Raw genomic sequence first — 21,734 nt, 5'->3', positions numbered from 1 at the left:
GGGCCGGGGCCCGCCGGTGGTCGCTCAGGCGTTCAGCCGGCGCCGCCAGCGCGGGGGGAGCCGGGCGTGCGGGCGGGCGTGCAGGGGGTGGGCGTCGGCCCGGCGCCGGCGGTCGTTGCACAGCAGGCACTTGCCGTAGCCCGGCGGCAAGGGGTCTTCGGGATCGCCGTACAGCGGGTCGACCGCGCCGTGCGGGTGTATGGCGCAGCCGGTCGGGCCGGTCTCCGCCCCCAGCGAGCCGGCGGCGGTCAGCGCCTGCCGCAGGACGTGCACGAGTTGGTCCGCATCGCGCCGGTTCGGCGCGGACTGCAGGGACGAGGCCAGGTCGGAGGCGGTGGTCAGCGCGGTCTGGAGTTCGCGCAGGTTTGCGTCACCCATGCCCCGGAGCGTAGGCGGCCCCACTGACAGTTGATCTTCCGATCGCACTTCGCGGCTTCCCATGGCCGCATGCATGCCCGCTCCGGCCCACGATTTAGCACCGGGACGGTGACGGTCCCCTGGCCAGGGCATGACGGGTGGGCGCGGCGGGCCGGGGCGGGGCGAGCCGTCGGGGCCGAACGGCGCAGCCGCCCGCCCGCCGGTCCGCCCGACCCCGCCGCCGCGGCCTCACGGTGCGATCGGCAGGGCGCGCTTGTGCTCGGTGAGGCGGTAGCGGCGGATGATGGCCCGGGCGGCTGTGGCGTCGACCGGCCCGCCCTCCAGGAAGTCGTCGATCTGGTCGTAGCTCACACCGAGCGCGTCCTCGTCCGGCTTGCCCGGGTCGAGCGTCTCCAGATCGGCCGTCGGAACCTTGTGGACCAGCTCCGCCGGGGCGCCCAGCGCCGCCGCGACGGCGCGTACCCGGCGCTTGGTCAGGCCGGTGAGCGGCACCACATCGGCCGCGCCGTCACCGAACTTCGTGAAGAAGCCGGAGACCGCCTCGGCCGCGTGGTCGGTGCCCACGACCAGGCCGTCGTGGGCTCCGGCGACCGCGTACTGCGCGATCATGCGCTGACGGGCCTTGATGTTGCCCTGGACGAAGTCCTGGTGGTGGGCGTCGCGGAAGAGGAGCCCGCCGTCCATCGCGGCCTGCAGCGCCGCGTCGCTCGCCGGGCGGATGTCGACGGTCAGCTCCCGGTCGGCGCGGATGAACTCCAGCGCCCGCCGGGCGTCCTTCTCGTCCGCCTGGACGCCGTACGGCAGCCGCATCGCGTAGAAGGCCGCCTCGTGCCCGGCGGCGCGGGCCCGCTCCACGGCGAGCTGGCAGAGCCGCCCGGTGGTCGTGGAGTCGACGCCGCCGCTGATCCCCAGGACCAGGGCGCGCAGCCCCGTGGAGGTCAGCCGGGCGGTGAGGAAGGCCACCCGGCGTTCGATCTCCTGCTCGGCGTCGAAGGACGCGGTCACCTGGAGATCCCGCGCGATCTCCTGCTGCAGGGCCTTGGACGCCGGGTCGGTCACGGCTGCTCCTCTGTCTCTCGTGGTGCGTCGTGCCGTTGTCGTGACGCACGGTTCCGGTGGCACGGGGTCCCGCGTGACGCGCTGTTCCGCGAGGCGTACGCAGCGTGTGTGTGCCGCGTGCGCCTCCCGGGGGCGCGAAGGGGCGTGCCGGTAGGAAACCTTATGCCGGGTGCGCCCACTTCTTGAGGGCGGCCTTGCTCGCGAAGTCCGCGACGTCCTTGTCCAGCGGGGAGTCGGTGTACTGGTGGATGCGCCACGACGCCTTGATCCGTGGGTTCCCGGCGGAGACGTAGTCGGCGATCCACAGGCCGTCGGCCGCGTAGGACGTGGTGTCGCGGTGGAGCCAGAATTCGCGGTTGCAGTAGAGCAGCACGCGGTGGGTGGGGCGCAGCCGCTTCACCTCGGCCAGGAACTGGTCCTTCTGCGCATTGCTGGCACACGTCCCCTCGCCGGTGAGCTCCCAGTCGCAGGCCAGGAGATCACCCTGGACCGAGGCGCACTTTTCGACGAAGTATTTCGCCTGAGCGGCGATATTTCCCGGCCACAGGAAGTGGTAGAAACCGACCACACAGCCCGCCTTACGGGCCTGGGACGCCTGTGCGGACTGGTGCGGATTGAGGTAGGAACGGCCTTCGGTGGCCTTGATGAAAACGAAGTCCAACCCCTCGGTGGAATATGAGGAGTTGTAGGAGCTGACATCGACACCGTGCAGCATGAACGGCCTCCTGCCGATCGGACCTGCGGATTCGAAGCGTCAACTGCTCGAAGCGGCAACCGTGTTGCGACGGGTGGTGGAGTTCCTGCCTTTGTGCGCCGTTGTGCCCCGGCGCACGGGTGTCCCGGTGTTCCTGTCCGCTGCCGCCGCCGTGATCCAGAACTGCTGTGATCCCGAACTGCTGTGTTCCCGCAATGCGGTGTGGCCGGGATTCAGCGTTCCGTCTTCCGTGCGATTCAGTTTCGTTCCAGCAGTTTCCAGCAGTTCAGCATGTCGATACCGGAAGGCGCCAGATCGTGGTCGGGAAATTCCTTGCGGAAGGGCTGAACTGACGACGGGTCCGGTGGACGCGGGTGGTCCGGTCCACCGTCCGCGGGCGGCCGTCTCAGCGGCGCAGCGCCCGTCGCACACGGTTGCGGGCGCGGCCCAGGGTCCGCTGCCAGGCCCGGCCGGTGCGCGTCGAGCGCAGGTCCTCGAAGAGGAGTGCATAGCGCTCGGCGATCGGCTGTGGGTCGTAGCGGTGCGCGCTCTCCCGCGCGGCCCCGGCCATCTCGCGGCGGCGCTCGGGGGCCTCGATGAGCTCCAGCAGGGCGCCGGCCAGCGCCTGGCCGTCCCCGCGCGGCACCAGCAGCCCGTCCCTGCCGCTGTCGATGATCTCGGCGGGGCCCAGCGGGCAGTCGGTGCTGACCACCGGCACCCCGCAGCGCATCGCCTCGACGATGGTCATGCCGAACGACTCGGCGTCCGAGGCCGAGGCGACGATCGAGGCCTTGGCGAACTCCGCCTCTATCGGCGAGCGCGGCCCGGTCAGCTCCGCCTGCCGGCCCAGCCCGAGGCCGTCGATCAGCCCCTGGAGCCGCTCCCGCTCGGCGCCGCCGCCGTGTATCCGAAGCTGCCAGTCGGGGTGCTTGGCGGCGACCGCCGAGAAGGCCTCGATCAGCAGGTCGAAGCGCTTGCCGCGGACCAGCCGGCCGGCCGCCGCGATCACCTTCGCGGTGCCCTCGGACGGCGGGCCGTCCGGCGCGGGCACGATGTTGGGCACCGCCAGGACCCGTACCCCCGGCAGCGGCATCCGCGCCCGGTAGACGGCGGCGTCCGCCTCGGTCGTGGTGACCAGGGCGTCCAGCGACCTGTAGTGGCGGGCGAGTTCGGCGCGCAGCCGCTTGCTGTGGGCGTCGTGTCTCAGATGCTCCTGGGCGATCCGCAGCGCCCCGTGGGGGCCGAAGAGGGCCAGGTAGACGTTGATGCCGGGCCGGGTGCCGATCAGCACGTCCGCGTCCGTGGTCCGCAGGAACTCCGCGGCGCGCACGTCGACCAGCCGGTTGTACTGGTGGTGGCGCTTCTCGGCGAGCGGGAAGTCCTGCGCGGGCTCACCGAAGAGGGGCTCGGCCATGTCCTTGCTGCCGACGCGCGTGTCCACCAGCGGGATCAGCCGCACCCGGGGGTCCGGGGTGAACCGCGGGACCTCGCGGTGCCGCAGCATCGAGACGATCTCGACGTCGTGCCGGTCGGCGAGGGCGGCGGCGAGGTTGAAGGTGGTGCGGATGGTGCCGCCGATGGCGTACGCGTTGTGCAGCAGCAGGGTGATCTTCATACGGTGCGGTGCTCTCCCCGAGAGGTGCCGAGTCGTTCCGATCGTCCGGTCCCCTCGCGACCCGGTCGTCGCGCCCGGTCCGTCCGGCACGGGGGCAACCGTGTCGGTAAGGGGTAAGTCAATGGCGTGGCCAGGGTGAGAGCCCGGTAAGAACCACGGGTGAGAGGCGGGTAAGAAACCCGTTGCCGGACCGGCCGCCCGCCGCCGCGCCGCCGAGCCCTTGGCACACTGGCCCGCGTGACCCATTCCGTGCTGCTCGCCGAGGACGACCGCCCCATCCGCACCGCGCTGGAGCGTGCCCTGACCCTGGAGGGCTACCAGGTCACCGCCGTCGCGGACGGGATCCAGGCGCTGGCCGCCGCGCACCGCGAACGGCCGGATGTGATCCTGCTGGACGTGATGATGCCGGGGATCGACGGGCTCCAGGTGTGCCAGGTGCTGCGGGCCGAGCAGGACCGCACCCCGATCCTCATGCTCACCGCCCGGGTCGAGACGGCCGACCGGATCGCCGGACTGGACGCCGGGGCCGACGACTACGTGGTCAAGCCGTTCGAGGTCGAGGAGGTCTTCGCCCGGCTGCGGGCGCTGCTGCGGCGGACGTCGGCGGTCCCGGCCGGGACGGAGGGCGCCGGGGCCGACGGCGCCGGGGAGGCGGACGGGGCCCGGGCCGCGGACAGCGGTGTCGTCGAGGCGGCGGACCTGCGGATCGACGGCCCCTCGCGCCGCGCCTGGCGCGGGGAGCAGGAGCTGGAGCTGACCCGGACCGAGTTCGAACTGCTGGAGCTCCTCGCCCGTAATGCCGGGATCGTCCTGGATCATTCGACGATCTACGACCGGATCTGGGGCTACGACTTCGGACCGGGCTCGAAGAACCTCGCGGTGTACGTGGGCTATCTGCGGCGCAAGGTCGATGTCCCGGGCAGCCGCCCGCTGATCCACACCGTGCGCGGCGTCGGCTACGTCCTGCGGGAGGACTGAGATGTCCGGGCCCCACAGCGGAGGCAGCGGTCCGGGCGCCCGGCCCGGCCGGGGGCTGCGGTCCCGACTGCGGGCCCGGCTGCGTTCCTGGCGCAGCGGCGGGCAGGCCGCCTGGCTGCGTACCCGTAAGCCGGCCAGCCTGCGCACCGCCTTCGCGGTGGCCTTCGCCGCCGGCGCCGCCGCGGTGACCGTCCTCGTCGGGTTCCTCAGCTACGACGCGGCGGCCCGGCTGGTGCGGGTGGACGAGAGATCGGTGTTCTCCGAGGTCGTGGGGGATCTGCGCACCCAGGTGCGGGAGAAGCCGCTGGCGCCCGGGGACTACGCCTCCTCCGACCCCGACCACGACGGGCCGCGCGACGACCTCACCCGGCCCACCCGCACCGATGTGCAGATCCTGGGCGCCGGCGGCCGGATCGTGGAACGCGGCAGCCCGGCCCTGCCGGCCGGCCCCGCGGAACAGCGGATCGCCCGGGACGCCCACGCCGGCCGGTACGCGGAGCGGGAGGCGGACGTCGGCGACGACGTCTACCACGTCGCGACCGTCGCGCTCGGCGGCGGCCGCGGGGCGGTCCAGGTCGCCCAGAAGTTCAGCGAGACCGAGGATCTGCTCTCCGCGCTCCAGCAGCGCACCGCCCTGCTGGCCGCCGCGGTCATCGCGCTGTCCGGGGCGGGCGGCTGGTGGCTGGCGCGCCGGATCACCGGCCGGCTGGTGCGGCTGACCTCGGTCGCCGAGAGCGTGGCGGAGCACGGGCGGCTGGACGTCCCCGTCCCGGTGGCGGGGCGGGACGAGGTCGCCCGGCTCGGGCGGGCCTTCGACGACATGCTCGGCCGGCTGGCCAGCGCCGTCCAGGACCAGCAGCGCCTCGTCCAGGACGCCGGGCATGAGCTGCGCACCCCGCTGACCTCGCTGCGCACCAACATCTCGCTGCTCAAGCGCTTCGACGAGCTGCCGCCGGACGCCCGCGAGGAGCTGCTCGCCGACCTGGCGGGCGAGGCCAGGGAGCTGAGCGATCTGGTCAACGAGCTGGTGGACCTGGCCGCCGGACAGCGGGACGACGACCCGCTGTCCGAGGTGAGCCTGGCCGAGGTCGCGGAGAAGGCGGCCGCCTCCGCCCGCCGCCGCACCGGCCGCGAGATCACCGTACGGACCGCCGGCCCGGCCGTGGTCGAGGGCCGGTCCGCCGCGCTGCACCGGGCGCTGACCAATCTGCTGGAGAACGCCGCCAAGTTCGACGCGGGCGGCACGGAGCCGATCGAGGTCGTGGTCACCGGCGCCCGCTTCGAGGTCCTCGACCGCGGCCCCGGGATCGCCGAGGCGGACCTCACCCGGGTCTTCGACCGCTTCTACCGCGCCGCTGCCGCCCGCGGACTGCCCGGCTCCGGCCTCGGCCTCGCCATCGTCCGCGAGATCGCGACCGCCCACGGCGGCCATGCCTTCGCCGCCCGCCGCCCGGGCGGCGGCGCCACGTTCGGGTTCACGGTCGGCACGGGACAGGGGAGCGGCGCCGGCACCCGGACGCACCCGGGGCGCGAGCCCGGGGGCGCCTGACACCGCGGCTCGGTCCCGCCGCTACCCGGCGCCCTCAGTGCGCCGCCTCCCCCTGGGCCACCTCCACCGATTCGTGCAGATCGGCCGCGGCGTCCAGGGCGGCGGCCGCCGAGAAGCCGACGCAGGCGAGCAGGGCCGCGGCGATCAGCCGGCGGCACCGGAAGCCGGCCCGTACCCGGGCGTGACCCGTCGCCCGCTCGTCGGCCAGCAGGGCGGCGACCCGGCGCGGCACCGGGCCGGCCGTCGCGGCGAGCACACCGCTGGGACGGTGCGGCGCCCGGGCATCCGGGCGGGCGGCCAGCGCGGCGCGTCCGATGGCCCGGGCCGTGACCCGGCGGTCGCCCACCCGGGACGCGGCGGCTTCGTCGGCCCAGCGCTCCAGGGCGTACGCCAGGGGCGCGCGCAGCGAGCGCAGCAGCGGATGACAGGCCGCGGAGAGCGTGACCGTGAGCAGGAACAGATGGTGGCGGCCCGCGAGATGGGCGCGCTCATGGGCGAACAGCGCCTCCCGCTCGGCCGCGGGCAGCGTCCGCAGCATCCCTGCGGTGACCACCACCCGGCCCGGCCGGCCCGGCAGGGCGTAGGCCTCGGGCGTGGGGTCCGGGAGGACGACCAGATCGCCGGAGGCGGGGTGGGCGCCGGTGGCGTGCCGGGCGGTGCGCAGCTCGGCGCGGTGGCGGCGGGCGTGGCGCGCGACGGCGAGGGCGCAGGCGCCGAGCAGACCGGCGGCGGCAGCGGCCACGGGGACGGTCACGGCACCGTCGCCGCTGTCGCCGAGCAGCGGTAGCGAGAGGTGGCCCAGGGCGGCGACCGGGGGCAGCCGCAGCACCCCGGCGGCCAGCAGCAGGCCGAGCGCCGCGGTCGTACAGCCGGCGAGCGCGGCGGCGCAGCCGGTCAGCAGCCAGGCGGCGGCGCGCGGGGGCAGCGACTCGGCCAGGCGACGGGCGGCCGGCACCGCGAGCAGCGGCATCAGCAGCGGGATCCAGACGGCGATGATCACGGGCCGGCTCCGGAGCCGGGCTGCCCGGCGGCGGGCGGCCGGCCGGGGGCGTCGTCCTCCGCCGACTCCAGCAGGGACCGCAGCAGCTGCTCGTCCTCGCTGGTCAGCTGGGAGACGAAGCGGGCGAGGGCGGTGCCGCGGTCGTCCTGTTTGTCGAGCTCACTGCGCATCCGCCGGGCGGTCAGCCCCGCGGAGTCGTGTATCGGTGAGTACACGAAGCCGCGGCCGGCCCGGGAGCGGGACACCGCTCCCTTGTCGTGCAGCCGGGTGAGGATGGTGGTGACGGTGGTGCGCGCCAGCCGGCCGCCCAGTGCGCTCTGCACCCCGGCCGGGCTCAGCGGGCTCCCGGCCACCCAGAGCGCCGCGAGCACGCTCGCCTCCAGCTCTCCGGCAGGGCGCCGCTGAGCAGGTGTTGTCTCCGACATGGAACGCCCTTCACCTTTTCGTCGTCTACAGTTCCGAGGACCGTCTACGTGACTGTAGTCGGCCGGTCGGTCGTGGGGCAGGCCCGTCACTCATTATGGGAGCGGCCGCCGACATCGCCGCCGCCACTGCACTTCCGCAGGTGAGAGGGGTTGCCCGCCACGTCACCGGGCGCCGGGCCACTGCCCCGGGGTGCGCCCCGCGCCGTCCGCACCACCGTGCCACCGCTGAACCGCCAAGGAGCACCCGTGAACCACCTCGCCTTCGGCGGCGCCTCGATAGACGGCGGCCTGTACACCTGGATCACCGGCCTGGCGCAGCACGCCCCGTCCGGCCTGAACACCCTCATCTCCTACGGGACCGACTACGGCCTCGGCCTCTTCGCCGTCCTGATGCTGATCGGCTGGTGGCGGGCGCGCCGCGGCGCCCCCGGCGCGATGGCCGCCGCACTGGCCGCCCCGGTCGTCGTGGTCCTCGTCTACGCCGCCAACTCCCTCGTCAAGACGCTCTTCGACGAACAGCGGCCCTGTCAGACGCTGCACACCGTCACCGTCGAGGCCTGCCCCGCCCCCGGCGACTGGTCCTTCCCCAGCAACCACTCCGCCATCGCGGCAGCGGCCGCCGTCGCCCTGCTGCTGGCCGACCGGCAACTGGGCCGGATCGCGGTCCCGGCCGCCCTCCTGATGGCGGCCTCGCGCATCTGGGTCGGCGCGCACTACCCGCACGACGTCGTCGCCGGCCTGCTCGTCGGCGCACTCCTCGCCTGGCTGCTGGCCCCCCTCGCCCGCCACGCGGGCCCCGCCGTCGAACGGATCCGTGCCACCCGGCTGCGTCCCCTGGTGGCTGCCCGGTGACGGCGCCCGGGCCGCCGCCGGGGCCGGAAGGGCCGCCGCCGGGGCCGGAAGGGCCGGCGGCACGGCGTGGCCCCGGCGCCCGCCCGCTCCTGACCGTCGCCGCGGTCTGCGCGGCGCTCTTCACCGCTCTCGCCGTCACGGTGTCCGTACGCCACGGTGCCCCGCTCGCCCCCGAACGGGCCGCCGTCCACTGGTCCGCCGCGCACCACGGGGAGCCACTGCGCTCGCTCGCCCGTGCCCTGAGCGCCACCGGCACCGGCCCGGTCCCGTATGCGATGGCGGTGCTCGCCGGGCTGCTGGCCGCCCGGGGCGCGCGGGGGCGGCTGCGCGCGGTGGGCTGCGCCGTCCTCGCCCTCGCCGTCGGCCAGGGCATCCGTTACGGCCTGATGGAGCTGCTCGCCCGTCCCCGCCCGCCGGCCGCCGACTGGGCCGGGTACGCCGCCGGCTACGCCTTCCCCTCCGGCCACGCCACCACCTCGGCGCTGGCGGCCGGCATCCTCGCCTGGGGCATCGCGCGGCGGGTCCGGCCCGCGGCCGCCCGTGCCTGGTGGACGGTGCTCGCCCTCTGGGCCGCCGGTGTCGGCCTCACCCGCGTCTACCTGGCCGTCCACTGGCCGGGCGATGTCCTCGGCGGCTGGCTCCTGGCGACCGTACTGCTCTGCCTCGCGCTGCTCCTGGAGCCGTTCGCCGTGCCCCGCCCGGACCGCTCCTGACCCGGCCGTATGCCCCCGCACCAGCCATTCCCATGAAGAGCTGACGATCCGACCAGGTCTTCGCCAAGGCGGCATGGACGCCCCCCGCGCCGAGCAGCACTGTCCTGGGCACCGGTACGGCGGACGCGCTCCGGCCGACCCGCCACCGGCAGCCCACGGCACGTACCACCGCACCGCCAGGGGGACCACCATGAGGAACCAGCCGCCCGACCTCCCCGTGCCGCGCCCGGCCGCCGCCGCGTCCGCCGCCCGCTGCCCGGCCGCCGCCGTCAAGGACCCCACCCCGTGTGAGGGACGGCACGACGCCGCCACCATCGTCGACCGCCACGGCCGGGAGGTCGCCGGCTGTGTCCACCACTGCGCCCGCCTGCTCGCCGGTCTCGAAGGCGCCCGGGTCCACCCCTTCGTCCCCGCCCGCCAGTCCCTGGACATCTACTCCCGGGCCCGGGAACTCCCACCCTTCGCCTGGGAAGTCGGCCGCTAGCGCACCGACGCACGGGCCGGCCACGACGACGGGACCACCGGTCCTGCCGACGGCCCTACGGCGGGGACGCGAGGAGACCGTCAGGGAGCGGTTGTTGGGCCCAGATGGTTTTGCCACGGGTGTGGTAGCGGGTGCCCCAGAGCTCGGCGAGCTGCGCGACCATGTAGAGGCCGCGTCCTCCTTCGTCGGTCTCCAGCGCGCGCCGGACGTGGGGGGACGTGCTGCTGCCGTCCGTCACCTCGCAGATCAGGGTGCGATCGCGGATCAGTCGTAGCCGGATCGGCGGGCTGCCGTAGCGGAGGGCGTTGGTGACCAGTTCGCTGACCACCAGCTCGGTGTTGAACGCCAGCTCCTCCAGGCCCCATTCGGACAGCTTCGCCGTTGCCCGCGCACGTGCCCGGCCCACTTCCTCGGGCTCGGCTGCCAGCTCCCACGTGGCGTGCCGGTCCGGATCCAGCCCGCGCACCCGTGCGACCAGCAGAGCGGCGTCGTCCTGCGGCTGCCGGGGAGGAGGCGGCTGACCACCGCCTCACAGACACGTTCGAGCCTGACGGTCGAGGTGAGGGCGGGGCCGGACAGGAGCTCACGGAGCCGTTCGAGGCCGGTGTCGGGGCTTCGCCGCCCGGACTCCACCAGGCCCCTGGTGTACAGCACGAGCACATCTCCGTCGGTGAGCGTCACCTCGCCGCTCGCGAAGGTGGCTCCGCTGCGGCCGAGGGGAGGCCCACCGGGCAGATCGAGCAGCACGGCCTGCCCGTCCGTCGACGCCAGCACGGGCAGGGGATGGCCTGCGACGGCAGCGGTGCATCGCCGCGAGAGGGGATCGAAGACGGCATACACGCACGTGCTCCCGGCCGCGCCGCCGGTGAGCCCTTCGCCCCGTGCGTCCGGACCGGGCTCGTCCATGAACCGGTTGATCTGGTCGTTCAGCACGGTGAGCAACTCCTCGGGAGCGAGGTCGAGATCGGCGAGCGTCCGCAACGCGATGCGCAGCCTCCCCATGGCCAACGCCGCCTGCAGGCCCTGCCCGGCCACACCTCCCATCACCAGCGCCACGCGTGCGCCGGAGAGCGGGATCACGTCGAACCAGGTGCCTCCCAGCTCGGTATGGCCCCTGGCCGGCAGGTAGCGCGACGCCGCTTCCACGGCACTGAGCGCCGGTAGCTGTTGCGGCAGCAGGGTGCGCTGCAGCGCCGACGCCGTCGTCCGCTCCCGGGTGATTTCCGTGCGGACTCCGGGCCCGCGAGCGCCCGACAGCCGCGTAGGACCAAGGAAGAGGCCAAGGAATAGGCAAGGAAGGGGCCAAGGAAGGGGCCAAGGAATAAGGCCGGTCAGGACTCGCCGGACTCGTCGGCCATGAGCAGCAGCTCCCCGTACGCCACGGGCATGCGGGCCCAATGAGTGGTTCCACCCCCGTGACTGTGGGCACCGTGCGCGCTGGCCAGGGCTTTGACCATGCTCAGGCCGCGCCCGTGTTCCTCGTATGCACAGGACGACGTCCAGGGCCCTTCCCGTGTCGCGGGGCCGCCATCGGTGACTCCCACCCACACCCGAAGAGCCGTGTGCTCGCGGGACACGTGCAGGACGAGCGGCGGTTGAGCGTGCTCCACGGCGTTCGTGACCAGCTCCGACACCATGAGCACCACCGAATCGGCAGCATCGTCGTCGCGAGAGCCGTCGCCGGGGGCATGGATCGGCGTCCGGAGCGCCGGTGAGAGCTGTTGCGTGGTTTCCATCGTCCTCACCGAGGGTGATCGGCGCAGCAGTGGAACGCCTCTCAGGCCAGGAGGCCCGCCTTGCGGCGAGAAGGCGGAGACTACGCAGACCACTACCTGTTGGCTGCCTCCTCATTCCCGTCATGGTGAAGTGATCGGTCGGTCGGTCCGGCCGGGCAACGCCTCCGATGGACGTCGCCGCTGGTGGCATGCGGGGCACGGGTACGCACGGAGCAGGTAGCGATACCCGTATTTCTCGCCTGCCCAGGACCGCGGCGTACCGGGAGAGTGGTGGGGCCTGCTGCTTCCGCGCCCGCGCGGAGGCACACCACATAAGTGCCCATCGAGGTACGGGGGATTGTCGTCGCCATGCTGCAGCCGTGTGAGCGGCCGTGTGAGCGGCCGTGTGAGCGGCCGTGTGAGCGGCCGTGTCCCGCGGCACCGGGCCGTGCCTTGAAGGTGCCCTGAAGGTCACGCCGGGCGAGGCGTTCAGGGGACCGTTCGGGAGTGCGCTCCCGGAGGCCGACGGCTGCGCCTCGCGGCTGACGGGTCGGCAACAGGGGCCGCGCACGGTTCCTTTGCCGTCGCCCCCGGCCGTCCTCCATCCCCCACCCCACTGAGCACCACCACCCCAGAAGGATTGATCACTCATGTCCGCACGCACCCTCCCCGAGGCGACCTTCGCCCGCACCGTCCTCGGCTCCGGCCCGGGCCTGGCCGTGGCCCACGGCGCCGGCAGCAGCATCGCCGGCACCTACGGCCCGATCCTCGAGGGCCTCGCCGCCCACCACACCGTGGTCGGCGTCGACTACCCCGGCAGCGGTGACACCCCCCGCTCCACCAGCCCGCTGATGCTCGACGACCTGGCCGACCAGCTCGTCGCCGCAGCGGTCGCCGAGGGCCTGGAGACCTTCGCCCTGCACGGCTACTCCCTCGGCGGTCCCGTCGCGATACGCGCCGCCGCCCGCCACCCCGAGCGCGTCACCGCCCTCGTCCTGTCCGCCACCATGGCCCACCCCAACAACCAGCAGGCCCTCACCGTCAGGGTCTGGGGCAAGCTCGCCGCCACCGGCGACCGCCGTCTGGTGAGCGAGTTCCTCTTCCCGCACGCCCTCAGCCCCCAGGCCATGGAGGCCATGCCCGCCGACCAGCTCGAGCAGGTCATCGCCTACGCCGCCGCCGACATCGCCGACGGCACCGTCGAGCACGCCGACCTCGTCAGCCGGATCGACGTCCGCGACGACCTCGCCGGCATCCGCGTCCCCACCCTGGTCATCTCCACCACTGTCGACCACATGGCGCCCCCCGCCCTGCACCGCCGGCTCGCCGAGAACATCCCCGGCGCCGAGCTCGCGGAGATCCCCACCGGCCACCTGCCCATGGTCGAGCGGCCCGAGGAGTGGCAGCAGCTCATCACCAACTTCCTCCACCAGCACCGCGCCTGAGACCGATGGGGGCCGGGCCGGCGGTGGCGCGGCCCCCATCGGCGCGGCCCGTGCGCGCGAGAGGTTGCGGTCAGTACAGCGGCGCTTGCGGATCATGTGCGAGGCGGCCGTGGAGGGCGGGAGAGGCGGAGCGGGACGGTTCACGAAAGGGCACGTCCCTCTCGCCGTATACCGGATATACCGGCCCGTACACGTGTTTGCCCGCCGTATCGGGGACGGTTAGGGTCGGAGCATGGGCGGTCACGTGCAGGAGGCGGGCACGCTGCCTGCTGAGATGACCCGGTTCATCGGGCGGCGGCGTGAGCTGTCCGAGGCCAGGGCGTTGCTCTCGCGCGGCCGACTGGTGACCCTGACCGGGCCCGGCGGGATCGGCAAGACCCGGCTGGCGCTGCGCCTGGCTGCCGACGTACGGCGGTCCTTTCCCGGCGGCGTGTGGCTGGTGGAGCTGGCCGCGCTGGAGGCCGGGGAACAGGTCGCCCAGACCGTCGCGGCGCGGCTGAGGGTTGGCCGCGAGGCGCTGAGTGACCCGTTGACCCGCCTCGTGGAACACATAGCGGGCCGGCGGATGCTCCTGGTACTGGACAACTGCGAGCATGTACTGGACGGCTGCGCGGAGCTGGTGGCGACCCTGCTGGCCCGGAGCCCCGAGCTGCAGGTGCTCTCGTCGAGCCGTCAAGCGCTGACGGTGAGCGGGGAGCGGGTCTTCCCGGTGCCGCCGATGACGCTGTCCGCTCCCGTGGTGTCCGCGGAGCACAGCGAGGCAGTGGCCCTGTTCGCCGATCGTGCCGTCGCCGTGCGGCCGGATTACCCGCTCACCTCGCAGAACGCCGCGGTGGCCGAGGAGATTTGCCGTCGGCTGGACGGGATGCCGCTGGCGATCGAACTGGCGGCAGCCCAGATGCGGGTCCTGTCGGCGCCTCAGATCCTCAGCCGTCTCGACGACCGCTTCCGGCTGCTCGGCGCCGGGCCGCGGACCGCCCCGCCGCGCCAGCGGGCCCTGCGGGCGGCGATCGACTGGAGCCACGATCTGTGCACGCGCCAGGAGCGACTGCTGTGGGCGCGGCTTTCGGTGCTGTCCGGCGGTTTCGATCTGGAAGCGGCCGAACAGCTCTGCTCCGGTGCGGGAATTGACCGGCAAGACGTCCTCCCCCTGATCACCGGCCTGGTCGACAAGTCCGTGCTGACCTGCGAGGAGCAGGGCACGCGCATGCGGTACGGGCTGCTGGAAACACTGCGCCAATACGGGCGGGAGCAGTTGGCCGTCTCGGGCGAGGAGACCGTGCTGCGTGAACGGCACCGGGACTACTACTGCCGGATGGCCGGGCAAGCCGAAACCGCATGGTTCGGGCCGGACCAGATGGCCTGGTTCACCCGGCTGCGCATCGAGCACGCCAACTTCCAGGCAGCACTCGCGTTCACCACGAGCGAGCCGGGTCAGGCACAGGTCGCGATGGGCCTGGCGGCTTCCCTGTGGAGCCACCCGCTCGGCTACGGGTCCTTCCACGAGGGCCGCCGCTGGCTCGGCCGAGCCCTCGCACTCGATGACGAGCCCAGCCTCCTCCGGGCCAGGGCACTCTTCGTGGACGGTCTGGTGGCCGTGCTCCAGGGAGACCTCCGCGCCGCGCGGACGCGGCTGGAGGAGTGCCGGGCCATGGCGGCCGTCCTGGGAGAACAGCGGGAGCTGGCCCGGGGCGCGGTGCATCTCGAGGGGCTCGTGGCCCTCTTCCAAGCAGATTTCCCCCGCGCGAGCGTGCTGCTCGAGGAGGCCTTCACCCGGCATCAGGCCGCCGGGGACGCCGGCAGTGCCGCCGTCGCCGCCTGCATGCTCACGAGCGCCTGTGTCAGTCTCGACGACCCCGCCGCCACCGTCCACGCCGAGCGGTTCCTGGCGCTGTGCGACGACCACGGCGCCGCGTGGTCGCGCACCCATGCGCTGTGGGCCCAGGGCCTGGACCACTACCGGCGCGGGCTGTATCCGCGCACGGGCACTCTGGTGCGGCATGCCCTGAGGGACAAGCCCCAGTCCTACGACCAGTGCGGAGTGGCTCAGTGCCTGGAGGTACTGGGGTGGTGCGCGGCCGCCGCGGGACTCCACGAACGTGCCGCGACGCTGATGGGCGCGGCCGACGCGGCATGGCAGGTCGCCGGATCGACGCTCACCGGACTGGGCCATCTCCAGACGGGCCACCAGAAGTTCGAGGCACAGCTGCGCAAGGCACTGGACGCCGCCGCATTCGACGCCGCCACCCGAGCGGGCCGAGCGCTGACCCTGGAGCAAGCCGTCGCCTACGCACTGCACGACTCGTCTTCGTCCGGTCCACCGCCGCCCGCCCAGGAGGCGTCCGCGCCCCTGACCCGCCGCGAGCGAGAAGTCGCCGACCTGGTCGCCGAGGGCATGACCAACAAGGAGATCGCGGCCCGGCTGACCATTTCCCGACGCACCGCGGAAGGGCACGTGGACCGCATCCTGACCAAGATGGGCTTCACCTCACGCGCTCAGGTCGCGGCCTGGGTTGCCACCCACCGGTCCTGAAAGAGCGCGACGCCCATGGGCTTTCACCTGGTCCCGGGGACGTGTGCGGGACTTTCCGCGGTGCGAGCAGGGAAGGCCCTGACCAGCGCCCAAAAACACAAGCGCGCTGCTCAGGGCCTACAACTCAGCACTCGATGATGTTCACCGCGAGCCCGCCCCGCGCCGTCTCCTTGTACTTGACGCTCATGTCGGCGCCGGTGTCCTTCATGGTCTTGATGACCTTGTCGAGGGAGACGTGGTGGTGGCCGTCGCCGCGCAGGGCCATGCGGGCGGCGGTGACGGCCTTGACGGCGGCCATGCCGTTGCGCTCGATGCACGGGATCTGGACCAGACCGCCGACGGGGTCACAGGTCAGCCCCAGGTTGTGCTCCATGCCGATCTCCGCGGCGTTCTCGACCTGGGCGGGCGAGCCGCCGAGGACCTCGGCCAGGCCGCCGGCGGCCATCGAGCAGGCGGAGCCGACCTCGCCCTGGCAGCCGACCTCGGCGCCGGAGATCGAGGCGTTCTCCTTGAAGAGCATGCCGATCGCGCCGGCCGCGAGCAGGAAGCGGACGACGCCCTCCTCGTCGGCGCCCGGCACGAAGTTGACGTAGTAGTGCAGAACGGCGGGGATGATGCCGGCCGCGCCGTTGGTGGGGGCGGTCACCACCCGGCCGCCGGCCGCGTTCTCCTCGTTCACGGCCATCGCGTAGAGCGTGGTCCACTCCATGGCGCGGGCGCTGTGGTCGCCCTCGGAGCGCAGCTGGCGGGCGGAGTGGGCGGCGCGGCGGCGGACCTTCAGGCCGCCGGGCAGGATGCCCTCACGGCTCATACCGCGGGTGACACAGGACTGCATGACCTGCCAGATCTCCAGCAGCCCGGTGCGGATCTCGTCCTCGGTGCGCCAGGCCTTCTCGTTCTGGAGCATCAGGGCGGAGATCGACAGCCCGGTGTCGCGGGAGAGCCGCAGCAGCTCGTCGCCGGTGCGGAAGGGGTGGGTCAGGGCGGTGTCGTCGGGCACGATCGGGTTTTCGCCCGCGACGGCGTCCTCGTCGACGACGAAGCCGCCGCCCACGGAGTAGTACGTCTTCTCCAGCAGCGGGGCGCCGGTGCCGTCGTAGGCGAAGAGGGTCATGCCGTTGGCGTGGTAGGGCAGGGCGCGGCGGCGGTGCAGGATCAGCTCCGACGACTCATCGAAGTCGATCTCGTGGGCGCCGCCTATTTCTGCGCCCAGCAGCCGCAGGCGCTTGGTGGTGCGGATGCGCTCCACCTCGTCGTCGGCGGTCTCGACGTCGACGGTGCGGGGGGAGTGGCCCTCCAGGCCGAGGAGGACGGCCTTGGGGGTGCCGTGGCCGTGGCCGGTGGCACCCAGGGAGCCGAAGAGTTCGGCGCGCACGCTGACCGTCTGGGCGAGCAGGCCGTCCTTCTTGAGCCGTCCGACGAACATCCGCGCGGCGCGCATGGGGCCGACGGTGTGGGAGCTGGAGGGGCCGATGCCGATGGAGAAGAGGTCGAAGACGGAGATGGCCACGGGGGCGGACTCCCTTGTCTGCTCGTGGTGGACGGTGGAGCAATGGAGCAGGAGGTACGTTTCTGCGCCGATTGTCGAGCGTAACGCGGACCGGACGCGCTGCCTCCGGACGGAAGCCGGCGGGTATCCGTCGCCGGAGGTAACAGCCGGTGTCGGGAGGGATGCGGAGCCGCGGTGGATGCCGGGCCCCGCACGGCTGCCGGCCGTCGGAGCCCCGGTGGTGGGCCGGCCGGGACGCGGAGGCGGGGTCGGTCGGCCGGGGCAGGACCGGGAGGCCGGTCAGGGCGCCGGACACCCCGGAATTCCGCAGAACGGAGAGAGGGGGCGAAGGGGGAGAACGGAGAGAAGGGGGCGAAGGGGGAGAGGGGAGAGAAGGAGGGCAAGGGGGCGGAGAGGGGCGGGGCGTGAGCCCGGGGTGGTGGCCCCGGGCTCCACCGAGCCGTCGGCCTCCGTCCCGTCCCGTCGCCCCCCGGCCCGCCGGCGAGGGCGGGCCGGGGAGGTCAGCGCATGAGACGCGTCACAGCGACGGGTAGAGGGGGTGCTTGTCGGCCAGGGCCGTGACCCGGGCCTTGAGGGCGTCGGCGTCGTAGGCGGGCTTGAGGGCCTCGGCGATGATGTCGGCGACCTCGCGGAAGTCGTCGGCGGTGAAGCCGCGGGTGGCCAGCGCCGGGGTGCCGATACGCAGACCCGAGGTCACCATCGGCGGCCGCGGGTCGTTGGGGATGGCGTTGCGGTTGACGGTGATGCCGACCTCGTGGAGACGGTCCTCGGCCTCCTGCCCGTTCAGCTCGCTGTCGCGCAGGTCGACCAGGACCAGGTGCACGTCGGTGCCGCCGGACAGCACGGAGACGCCGTGCTGCCTGACGTCGTCCTGGACCAGGCGCTCGGCGAGGATCCGGGCGCCGTCGAGGGTGCGCTGCTGGCGCTCCTTGAAGTCGTCGGAGGCGGCGAGCTTGAAGGAGACGGCCTTGGCGGCGATCACGTGCTCGAGGGGACCGCCCTGCTGGCCGGGGAAGACCGCGGAGTTGATCTTCTTGGCCAGGTCCTGGGTGGAGAGGATGACGCCGCCGCGCGGGCCGCCCAGGGTCTTGTGGGTGGTGGTGGTCACCACGTGGGCGTGCGGCACCGGGTTGGGGTGCAGACCGGCGGCGACCAGGCCGGCGAAGTGCGCCATGTCGACCATGAGGTAGGCACCGACCTCGTCGGCGATCCGGCGGAACGCGGCGAAATCGAGCTGGCGGGGGTAGGCGGACCAGCCGGCCACGATCAGCTTGGGGCGGTGCTCCTTGGCGAGGCGCTCGACCTCCTCCATGTCGACCAGGTTGGTCTTCTCGTCGACGTGGTAGGGCACCACGTGGTAGAGCTTGCCGGAGAAGTTGATCTTCATGCCGTGGGTCAGGTGCCCGCCGTGGGCGAGGTTGAGACCCAGGATGGTGTCGCCCGGCTTGATCAGGGCGAACATGGCGGCGGCGTTGGCCTGTGCGCCGGAGTGCGGCTGGACGTTGGCGGCCTCGGCGCCGAAGAGCGCCTTGATGCGGTCGATGGCGATCTGCTCGACCACATCGACGTGCTCACAGCCGCCGTAGTAGCGGCGGCCGGGGTAGCCCTCGGCGTACTTGTTGGTCAGGACGGAGCCCTGGGCCTCCATGACGGCGACGGGGGCGAAGTTCTCCGACGCGATCATTTCGAGGGTGGACTGCTGACGGTGGAGTTCGGCGTCGACGGCGGCGGCGACATCGGGGTCGAGCTCATGGAGGGAGCTGTTCAGAAGCGACATGAGTCTTCCTGGGGGAGTCAGGGGCGCGATCGGGGTCCGGCCGGACGCAGCGGCCGGGGGGCTTCCGCTCGGGCGGGGGCGGACGGGGAGCCGGCGGCTCAGCTCTGGATGAAGGCGGCGTACTCGTCGGCCGAGAGCAGCTCGGCCGGCTCACCGCTGGTCTTCACCTTGAACAGCCAACCACCCTCGAACGGGGCGGAGTTCACCAGCGAGGGGTCGTTGACGACGTCCTCGTTGATCTCGGCGATCTCCCCGTCGACGGGCGAGTAGAGATCGCTGACCGACTTGGTCGACTCCAGCTCGCCGCAGGTCTCGCCCGCCGCGACCGTGGCACCGACCTCGGGGAGCTGCACGAAGACGACGTCGCCGAGCGCGTTGGCCGCGTGCTCGGTGATGCCGACCGTCGAGACGCCGTCCTCGGCGCCCGACAGCCACTCGTGCTCCTTGCTGTAGCGCAGCTGCTGGGGGTTGCTCATGGCTCGATTCTCCTGTACGCGAGGGTGTGGTCGTGAAAGGGGGTCGCCCCTGGCGCGCGGCCGGGGGAGGGTCTTGCACAGTGAGACGCGCGGGCGCGCGCCGTGGTCGGCTCCCGGGGGAGCGCGCCGCTACTTCTGCCGCTTGTAGAACGGCAGCGCGGTGACCTCGTACGGCTCATGGCTTCCACGGATGTCCACGCAGACACCCTCGGTGCCCGGTGTGGCGTAGGCCGCGTCGACATAGGCGATGGCGACCGGCTTGCCCAGGGTGGGGGAGGGCGCCCCGGAGGTGACCTCACCGATGACCGTGCCGTCGGCGGTGACGACCCGGTATCCGGCGCGCGGCACCCGGCGGCCCCCGGCGATCAGACCGACCAGCTTGCGTGGCGGGTTCGCCTCGGCGCGCTCGGCGGCCGCGGCCAGCGCGGCGCGGCCGATGAAGTCACCGTTGTTGCTGGTCTTCTCGAACTTCACGACCCGGCCCAGGCCCGCGTCGAACGGCGTGGTCGCGGTGGTCAGCTCGTGCCCGTACAGCGGCATGCCCGCCTCCAGGCGCAGCGTGTCGCGGCAGGACAGACCGCAGGGCACCAGCCCGGCGTCCTTGCCGGCCGCGGACAGCGCCTCCCACAGGGCGACCGCGTCCGCCGGCCGCACGAACAGCTCGAAGCCGTCCTCGCCGGTGTAGCCGGTACGGGCGATCAGTGCCTCGACGCCGGCGACCGTGCCGGGCAGCCCCGCGTAGTACTTCAGGCCGTCCAGGTCGGCGTCGGTCAGCGCCTTGAGGATGCCGGGGGACTCCGGTCCCTGCACCGCGAGCAGCGCGTAGGCGTCCCGGTCGTCGCGGATCGCGGCGTCGAAGCCGCCCGCCCGTGCGGTCAGCGCGTCCAGGACCACCTGGGCGTTGGAGGCGTTGGCGACGACCATGTACTCCTGGTCGGCCAGGCGGTAGACGATCAGGTCGTCGAGGATGCCGCCCTCGGCCTCACAGATCATGGTGTAGCGGGCGCGGCCGGTCTTGACGCCGCCGATGTTGCCCACCAGCGCGTAGTCGAGGAGATCGGCGGCCTGCGGGCCGGTGACGGTGATCTCGCCCATGTGGGAGAGGTCGAAGAGGCCGGCGCGGGTACGGACGGCGAGGTGCTCCTCGCGCTCGCTGCTGTAGCGCAGCGGCATGTCCCAGCCGGCGAAGTCGGTCATGGTCGCGCCGAGTGCACGGTGGGTGGCATCCAGCGCGGTACGGCGGGGGGCATCAGTCATGGTTCTGGGCTCCCAGGCATGGGTGAGAGGACGTTCTCCCCATCTGTCATCGGAACCTGAGAGGTTCACCGGGATCCCGCGAACGGACCCGGTTTGCACCTTGGGTGGAGCCATCCCATGAACCGGGCGGTGGCTCGCTTTTCAGATCTGCCTAGCCCGCGCGGTATAGGGGCCTGAGAGATTCAAGGGAGGACTTGCTCCTTCGGCGCCCCGCCCATGGCGGCCGGGGACTCTCCCGCGCGGGTTCAAGCGGCCGGTATGGAGTTGGCGGTGCACAAGTGAGACGCATGGTGCACCTGGCGGCCACATCATTGCACGGGTTCGCCGGATACAGGAGCCCCTGTGGGTGCCCCGCCCATGACGTGGGCGGATCGGGGAACCACCTTGATGGGCATTACCTTTTCTTGACACTCTGCGGGTACGGGACGGACTCGAACCGGAACAGAACCGGACGGGGAGGGTGATCACGGTGCACGGAGAAGCGGCATGCGGTGCCACTTCGGGGGTCGTGCCCGCCAGGGCCGTGTCTGCCGGGGCCGTGCGTCCCGGCGCCGTGGCGGGGGCCGCCGCCGTGTCCCGCGGCGGGCGGGCGCGGCGCACGGTCCTGCGGCCCGGCCGCCGCGCCGGGGTCGTGGATCTGCGGGGCGCGGGGCGGGCGCGGGGCGCGGTGGAGCTGCGGTTCCCGGCGGGCGATCTGGTGGTGGTCTCCGGGCTGCCGGGCAGCGGCAAGAGCACCCTGATGCACCGTGTGGTGCCGCCGCTGGACGGGCGCGGCGCCCTGGTCCACCGCATCGATTCGCAGGACGTACGCGAACGGTGGGAGCGCGGCAGGCTGCGCCGGCTGCCCTACGCCCTCTACCGCCCGCTGGTCCGGGTCGCCCACTATCTGGCGCTGCGCCGCGCGTTGCGCTCCGGCGACAGCGTGGTGGTGCACGACTGCGGGACGCTGGCGTGGGTGCGCGGCTGGCTCGCCCGGACGGCGCTGCGCGGCGGCCGCGGGCTGCATCTGGTGCTGCTCGATGTGCCGCCGGAGGTGGCGCGCTCCGGCCAGGAGGCCCGTGGGCGCGGGGTGTCGGGGTACGCCTTCGCGCGGCACCGCGGGGCGGTGGGCCGGCTGCTCGGCGCGGCGGAGGCGGCCCACCTGCCCTCCGGGGTCGGCTCGGCGGTCCTTCTCGACCGGCGTGCGGCGAACGCCCTGGAGACGGTGGGCTTCGGCTGAGCGAGATCGGACCCGCCCCGCAGGTTTCACCGCCCGCCATCTCGTCTAGGGTCTT

General features: G+C 73.0%; 20 protein-coding genes, 1 pseudogene and 1 riboswitch. Of the genes and pseudogenes, 8 read left to right on the top strand and 13 right to left on the bottom strand.

The genetic code is table 11. The features are described from left to right. Positions 1-24: 24 nt before the first annotated feature. The 4 genes from OIU81_RS10765 to OIU81_RS10750 form a co-directional block, all read right to left on the bottom strand. Positions 25-378: a hypothetical protein gene (locus OIU81_RS10765; RefSeq protein WP_329146239.1), complete on the bottom strand. Its 354-nt coding sequence runs from the start codon at positions 376-378 to the stop codon at positions 25-27. Between the two features lie 228 nt (positions 379-606). Further along, positions 607-1,437 (bottom strand): ammonia-dependent NAD(+) synthetase, encoded by an 831-nt coding sequence (nadE, locus tag OIU81_RS10760; protein WP_329146237.1) that lies wholly within the window; start codon positions 1,435-1,437, stop codon positions 607-609. A 160-nt stretch (positions 1,438-1,597) separates the two neighbouring features. Further along, the gene (locus tag OIU81_RS10755) at positions 1,598-2,152 is read right to left on the bottom strand and encodes a GH25 family lysozyme (RefSeq protein WP_329146235.1); all 555 of its coding nucleotides are present in this window, start codon (positions 2,150-2,152) and stop codon (positions 1,598-1,600) included. Between the two features lie 385 nt (positions 2,153-2,537). Further along, positions 2,538-3,746, bottom strand: a complete 1,209-nt coding sequence (locus OIU81_RS10750) for a glycosyltransferase family 4 protein (RefSeq protein ID WP_329146233.1) — start codon at positions 3,744-3,746, stop codon at positions 2,538-2,540. 237 nt (positions 3,747-3,983) lie between these two features. On the opposite strand from OIU81_RS10750, the gene OIU81_RS10745 reads away from it, so the two are divergent. Together OIU81_RS10745 and OIU81_RS10740 are read left to right on the top strand one after the other, a co-directional pair. Then, positions 3,984-4,724, top strand: coding sequence for a response regulator transcription factor (locus OIU81_RS10745; protein ID WP_329146231.1), 741 nt, complete (start codon positions 3,984-3,986; stop codon positions 4,722-4,724). Position 4,725: 1 nt separating this feature from the next. Further along, positions 4,726-6,273 carry a HAMP domain-containing sensor histidine kinase gene (locus tag OIU81_RS10740; protein ID WP_329146229.1) on the top strand — a complete coding sequence of 516 codons (1,548 nt, stop codon included), beginning with the start codon at positions 4,726-4,728 and terminating at the stop codon, positions 6,271-6,273. 34 nt (positions 6,274-6,307) lie between these two features. Here OIU81_RS10740 and OIU81_RS10735 read toward each other — a convergent pair whose 3' ends face one another. Continuing rightward, positions 6,308-7,273 carry a M56 family metallopeptidase gene (locus OIU81_RS10735; protein WP_329146227.1) on the bottom strand — a complete coding sequence of 322 codons (966 nt, stop codon included), beginning with the start codon at positions 7,271-7,273 and terminating at the stop codon, positions 6,308-6,310. Then, positions 7,270-7,698 carry a BlaI/MecI/CopY family transcriptional regulator gene (locus tag OIU81_RS10730; protein ID WP_329146225.1) on the bottom strand — a complete coding sequence of 143 codons (429 nt, stop codon included), beginning with the start codon at positions 7,696-7,698 and terminating at the stop codon, positions 7,270-7,272. Before OIU81_RS10730 ends, OIU81_RS10735 begins: the two co-directional genes overlap by 4 nt. A 246-nt stretch (positions 7,699-7,944) precedes the next feature. On the opposite strand from OIU81_RS10730, the gene OIU81_RS10725 reads away from it, so the two are divergent. The 3 genes from OIU81_RS10725 (at position 7,945) to OIU81_RS10715 (ending at position 9,747) form a co-directional block, all read left to right on the top strand. Then, entirely contained in the window at positions 7,945-8,550 is a 606-nt protein-coding gene (locus OIU81_RS10725; RefSeq protein WP_329146223.1) for a phosphatase PAP2 family protein, read from the top strand. Then, complete coding sequence (locus OIU81_RS10720; protein ID WP_329146221.1) at positions 8,547-9,263, top strand: phosphatase PAP2 family protein; 717 nt, start codon at positions 8,547-8,549, stop codon at positions 9,261-9,263. The genes OIU81_RS10725 and OIU81_RS10720 overlap by 4 nt, the downstream gene beginning before the upstream one ends. Before the next feature lie 190 nt (positions 9,264-9,453). Next, a complete protein-coding gene (locus OIU81_RS10715; RefSeq protein WP_329146219.1) occupies positions 9,454-9,747 on the top strand; it encodes a hypothetical protein in 294 nt (97 codons plus the stop codon). Between the two features lie 55 nt (positions 9,748-9,802). Here the strand turns inward: OIU81_RS10715 and OIU81_RS10710 are convergent, their stop codons facing one another. The 3 genes and pseudogenes from OIU81_RS10710 to OIU81_RS10700 all read right to left on the bottom strand — a co-directional run bounded on the left by OIU81_RS10710 (position 9,803) and on the right by OIU81_RS10700 (position 11,483). Further along, positions 9,803-10,213 carry an ATP-binding protein gene (locus tag OIU81_RS10710; protein ID WP_329146217.1) on the bottom strand — a complete coding sequence of 137 codons (411 nt, stop codon included), beginning with the start codon at positions 10,211-10,213 and terminating at the stop codon, positions 9,803-9,805. Positions 10,214-10,311: 98 nt separating this feature from the next. Next, positions 10,312-10,791 (bottom strand): annotated as a pseudogene (locus tag OIU81_RS10705) (PP2C family protein-serine/threonine phosphatase); the annotation flags it as partial. A 287-nt stretch (positions 10,792-11,078) separates the two neighbouring features. Then, positions 11,079-11,483: an ATP-binding protein gene (locus tag OIU81_RS10700; protein ID WP_329146215.1), complete on the bottom strand. Its 405-nt coding sequence runs from the start codon at positions 11,481-11,483 to the stop codon at positions 11,079-11,081. Positions 11,484-12,112: 629 nt separating this feature from the next. On the opposite strand from OIU81_RS10700, the gene OIU81_RS10695 reads away from it, so the two are divergent. Together OIU81_RS10695 and OIU81_RS10690 are read left to right on the top strand one after the other, a co-directional pair. Further along, the gene (locus tag OIU81_RS10695) at positions 12,113-12,907 is read left to right on the top strand and encodes an alpha/beta fold hydrolase (protein WP_329146214.1); all 795 of its coding nucleotides are present in this window, start codon (positions 12,113-12,115) and stop codon (positions 12,905-12,907) included. A 232-nt stretch (positions 12,908-13,139) separates the two neighbouring features. After that, a complete protein-coding gene (locus tag OIU81_RS10690) occupies positions 13,140-15,440 on the top strand; it encodes an ATP-binding protein (RefSeq protein WP_329146212.1) in 2,301 nt (766 codons plus the stop codon). 124 nt (positions 15,441-15,564) lie between these two features. Here the strand turns inward: OIU81_RS10690 and OIU81_RS10685 are convergent, their stop codons facing one another. The 4 genes from OIU81_RS10685 to gcvT form a co-directional block, all read right to left on the bottom strand. Continuing rightward, positions 15,565-16,950: an L-serine ammonia-lyase gene (locus tag OIU81_RS10685; protein WP_329146210.1), complete on the bottom strand. Its 1,386-nt coding sequence runs from the start codon at positions 16,948-16,950 to the stop codon at positions 15,565-15,567. A gap of 517 nt (positions 16,951-17,467) precedes the next feature. Continuing rightward, complete coding sequence (glyA, locus tag OIU81_RS10680) at positions 17,468-18,727, bottom strand: serine hydroxymethyltransferase (protein ID WP_329146208.1); 1,260 nt, start codon at positions 18,725-18,727, stop codon at positions 17,468-17,470. 98 nt (positions 18,728-18,825) lie between these two features. Continuing rightward, positions 18,826-19,203 carry a glycine cleavage system protein GcvH gene (gene gcvH, locus OIU81_RS10675; RefSeq protein WP_329146206.1) on the bottom strand — a complete coding sequence of 126 codons (378 nt, stop codon included), beginning with the start codon at positions 19,201-19,203 and terminating at the stop codon, positions 18,826-18,828. Between the two features lie 129 nt (positions 19,204-19,332). Next, on the bottom strand, positions 19,333-20,460 hold the full coding sequence (gene gcvT, locus OIU81_RS10670; RefSeq protein ID WP_329146205.1) for a glycine cleavage system aminomethyltransferase GcvT: 1,128 nt from the start codon (positions 20,458-20,460) through the stop codon (positions 19,333-19,335). Between the two features lie 151 nt (positions 20,461-20,611). Then, positions 20,612-20,708, bottom strand: a riboswitch (glycine riboswitch). Between the two features lie 275 nt (positions 20,709-20,983). Here gcvT and OIU81_RS10665 point away from each other — a divergent pair. Beyond that, on the top strand, positions 20,984-21,679 hold the full coding sequence (locus OIU81_RS10665) for an AAA family ATPase (RefSeq protein ID WP_443073965.1): 696 nt from the start codon (positions 20,984-20,986) through the stop codon (positions 21,677-21,679). The last annotated feature ends 55 nt before the right edge of the window (positions 21,680-21,734 follow it).

This window comes from Streptomyces sp. NBC_01454 (assembly GCF_036227565.1).
Classification (GTDB): Bacteria; Actinomycetota; Actinomycetes; order Streptomycetales; family Streptomycetaceae; genus Streptomyces.
The sequence above is the reverse complement of the archived record's forward strand: the minus strand, read 5'-3'. Positions and strand labels throughout refer to the sequence as shown.

What these genes read in the sequence shown, in the direction of transcription:
- OIU81_RS10765 (WP_329146239.1), bottom strand. Translation starts at nt 378, where the DNA reads ATGGGTGACGCAAACCTGCGCGAACTCCAGACCGCGCTGACCACCGCC.
- OIU81_RS10755 (WP_329146235.1), bottom strand. Translation starts at nt 2,152, where the DNA reads ATGCTGCACGGTGTCGATGTCAGCTCCTACAACTCCTCATATTCCACC.
- OIU81_RS10750 (WP_329146233.1), bottom strand. Translation starts at nt 3,746, where the DNA reads ATGAAGATCACCCTGCTGCTGCACAACGCGTACGCCATCGGCGGCACC.
- OIU81_RS10740 (WP_329146229.1), top strand. Translation starts at nt 4,726, where the DNA reads ATGTCCGGGCCCCACAGCGGAGGCAGCGGTCCGGGCGCCCGGCCCGGC.
- OIU81_RS10730 (WP_329146225.1), bottom strand. Translation starts at nt 7,698, where the DNA reads ATGTCGGAGACAACACCTGCTCAGCGGCGCCCTGCCGGAGAGCTGGAG.
- OIU81_RS10715 (WP_329146219.1), top strand. Translation starts at nt 9,454, where the DNA reads ATGAGGAACCAGCCGCCCGACCTCCCCGTGCCGCGCCCGGCCGCCGCC.
- OIU81_RS10700 (WP_329146215.1), bottom strand. Translation starts at nt 11,483, where the DNA reads ATGGAAACCACGCAACAGCTCTCACCGGCGCTCCGGACGCCGATCCAT.
- OIU81_RS10695 (WP_329146214.1), top strand. Translation starts at nt 12,113, where the DNA reads ATGTCCGCACGCACCCTCCCCGAGGCGACCTTCGCCCGCACCGTCCTC.
- OIU81_RS10690 (WP_329146212.1), top strand. Translation starts at nt 13,140, where the DNA reads ATGGGCGGTCACGTGCAGGAGGCGGGCACGCTGCCTGCTGAGATGACC.
- glyA (WP_329146208.1), bottom strand. Translation starts at nt 18,727, where the DNA reads ATGTCGCTTCTGAACAGCTCCCTCCATGAGCTCGACCCCGATGTCGCC.
- gcvH (WP_329146206.1), bottom strand. Translation starts at nt 19,203, where the DNA reads ATGAGCAACCCCCAGCAGCTGCGCTACAGCAAGGAGCACGAGTGGCTG.
- gcvT (WP_329146205.1), bottom strand. Translation starts at nt 20,460, where the DNA reads ATGACTGATGCCCCCCGCCGTACCGCGCTGGATGCCACCCACCGTGCA.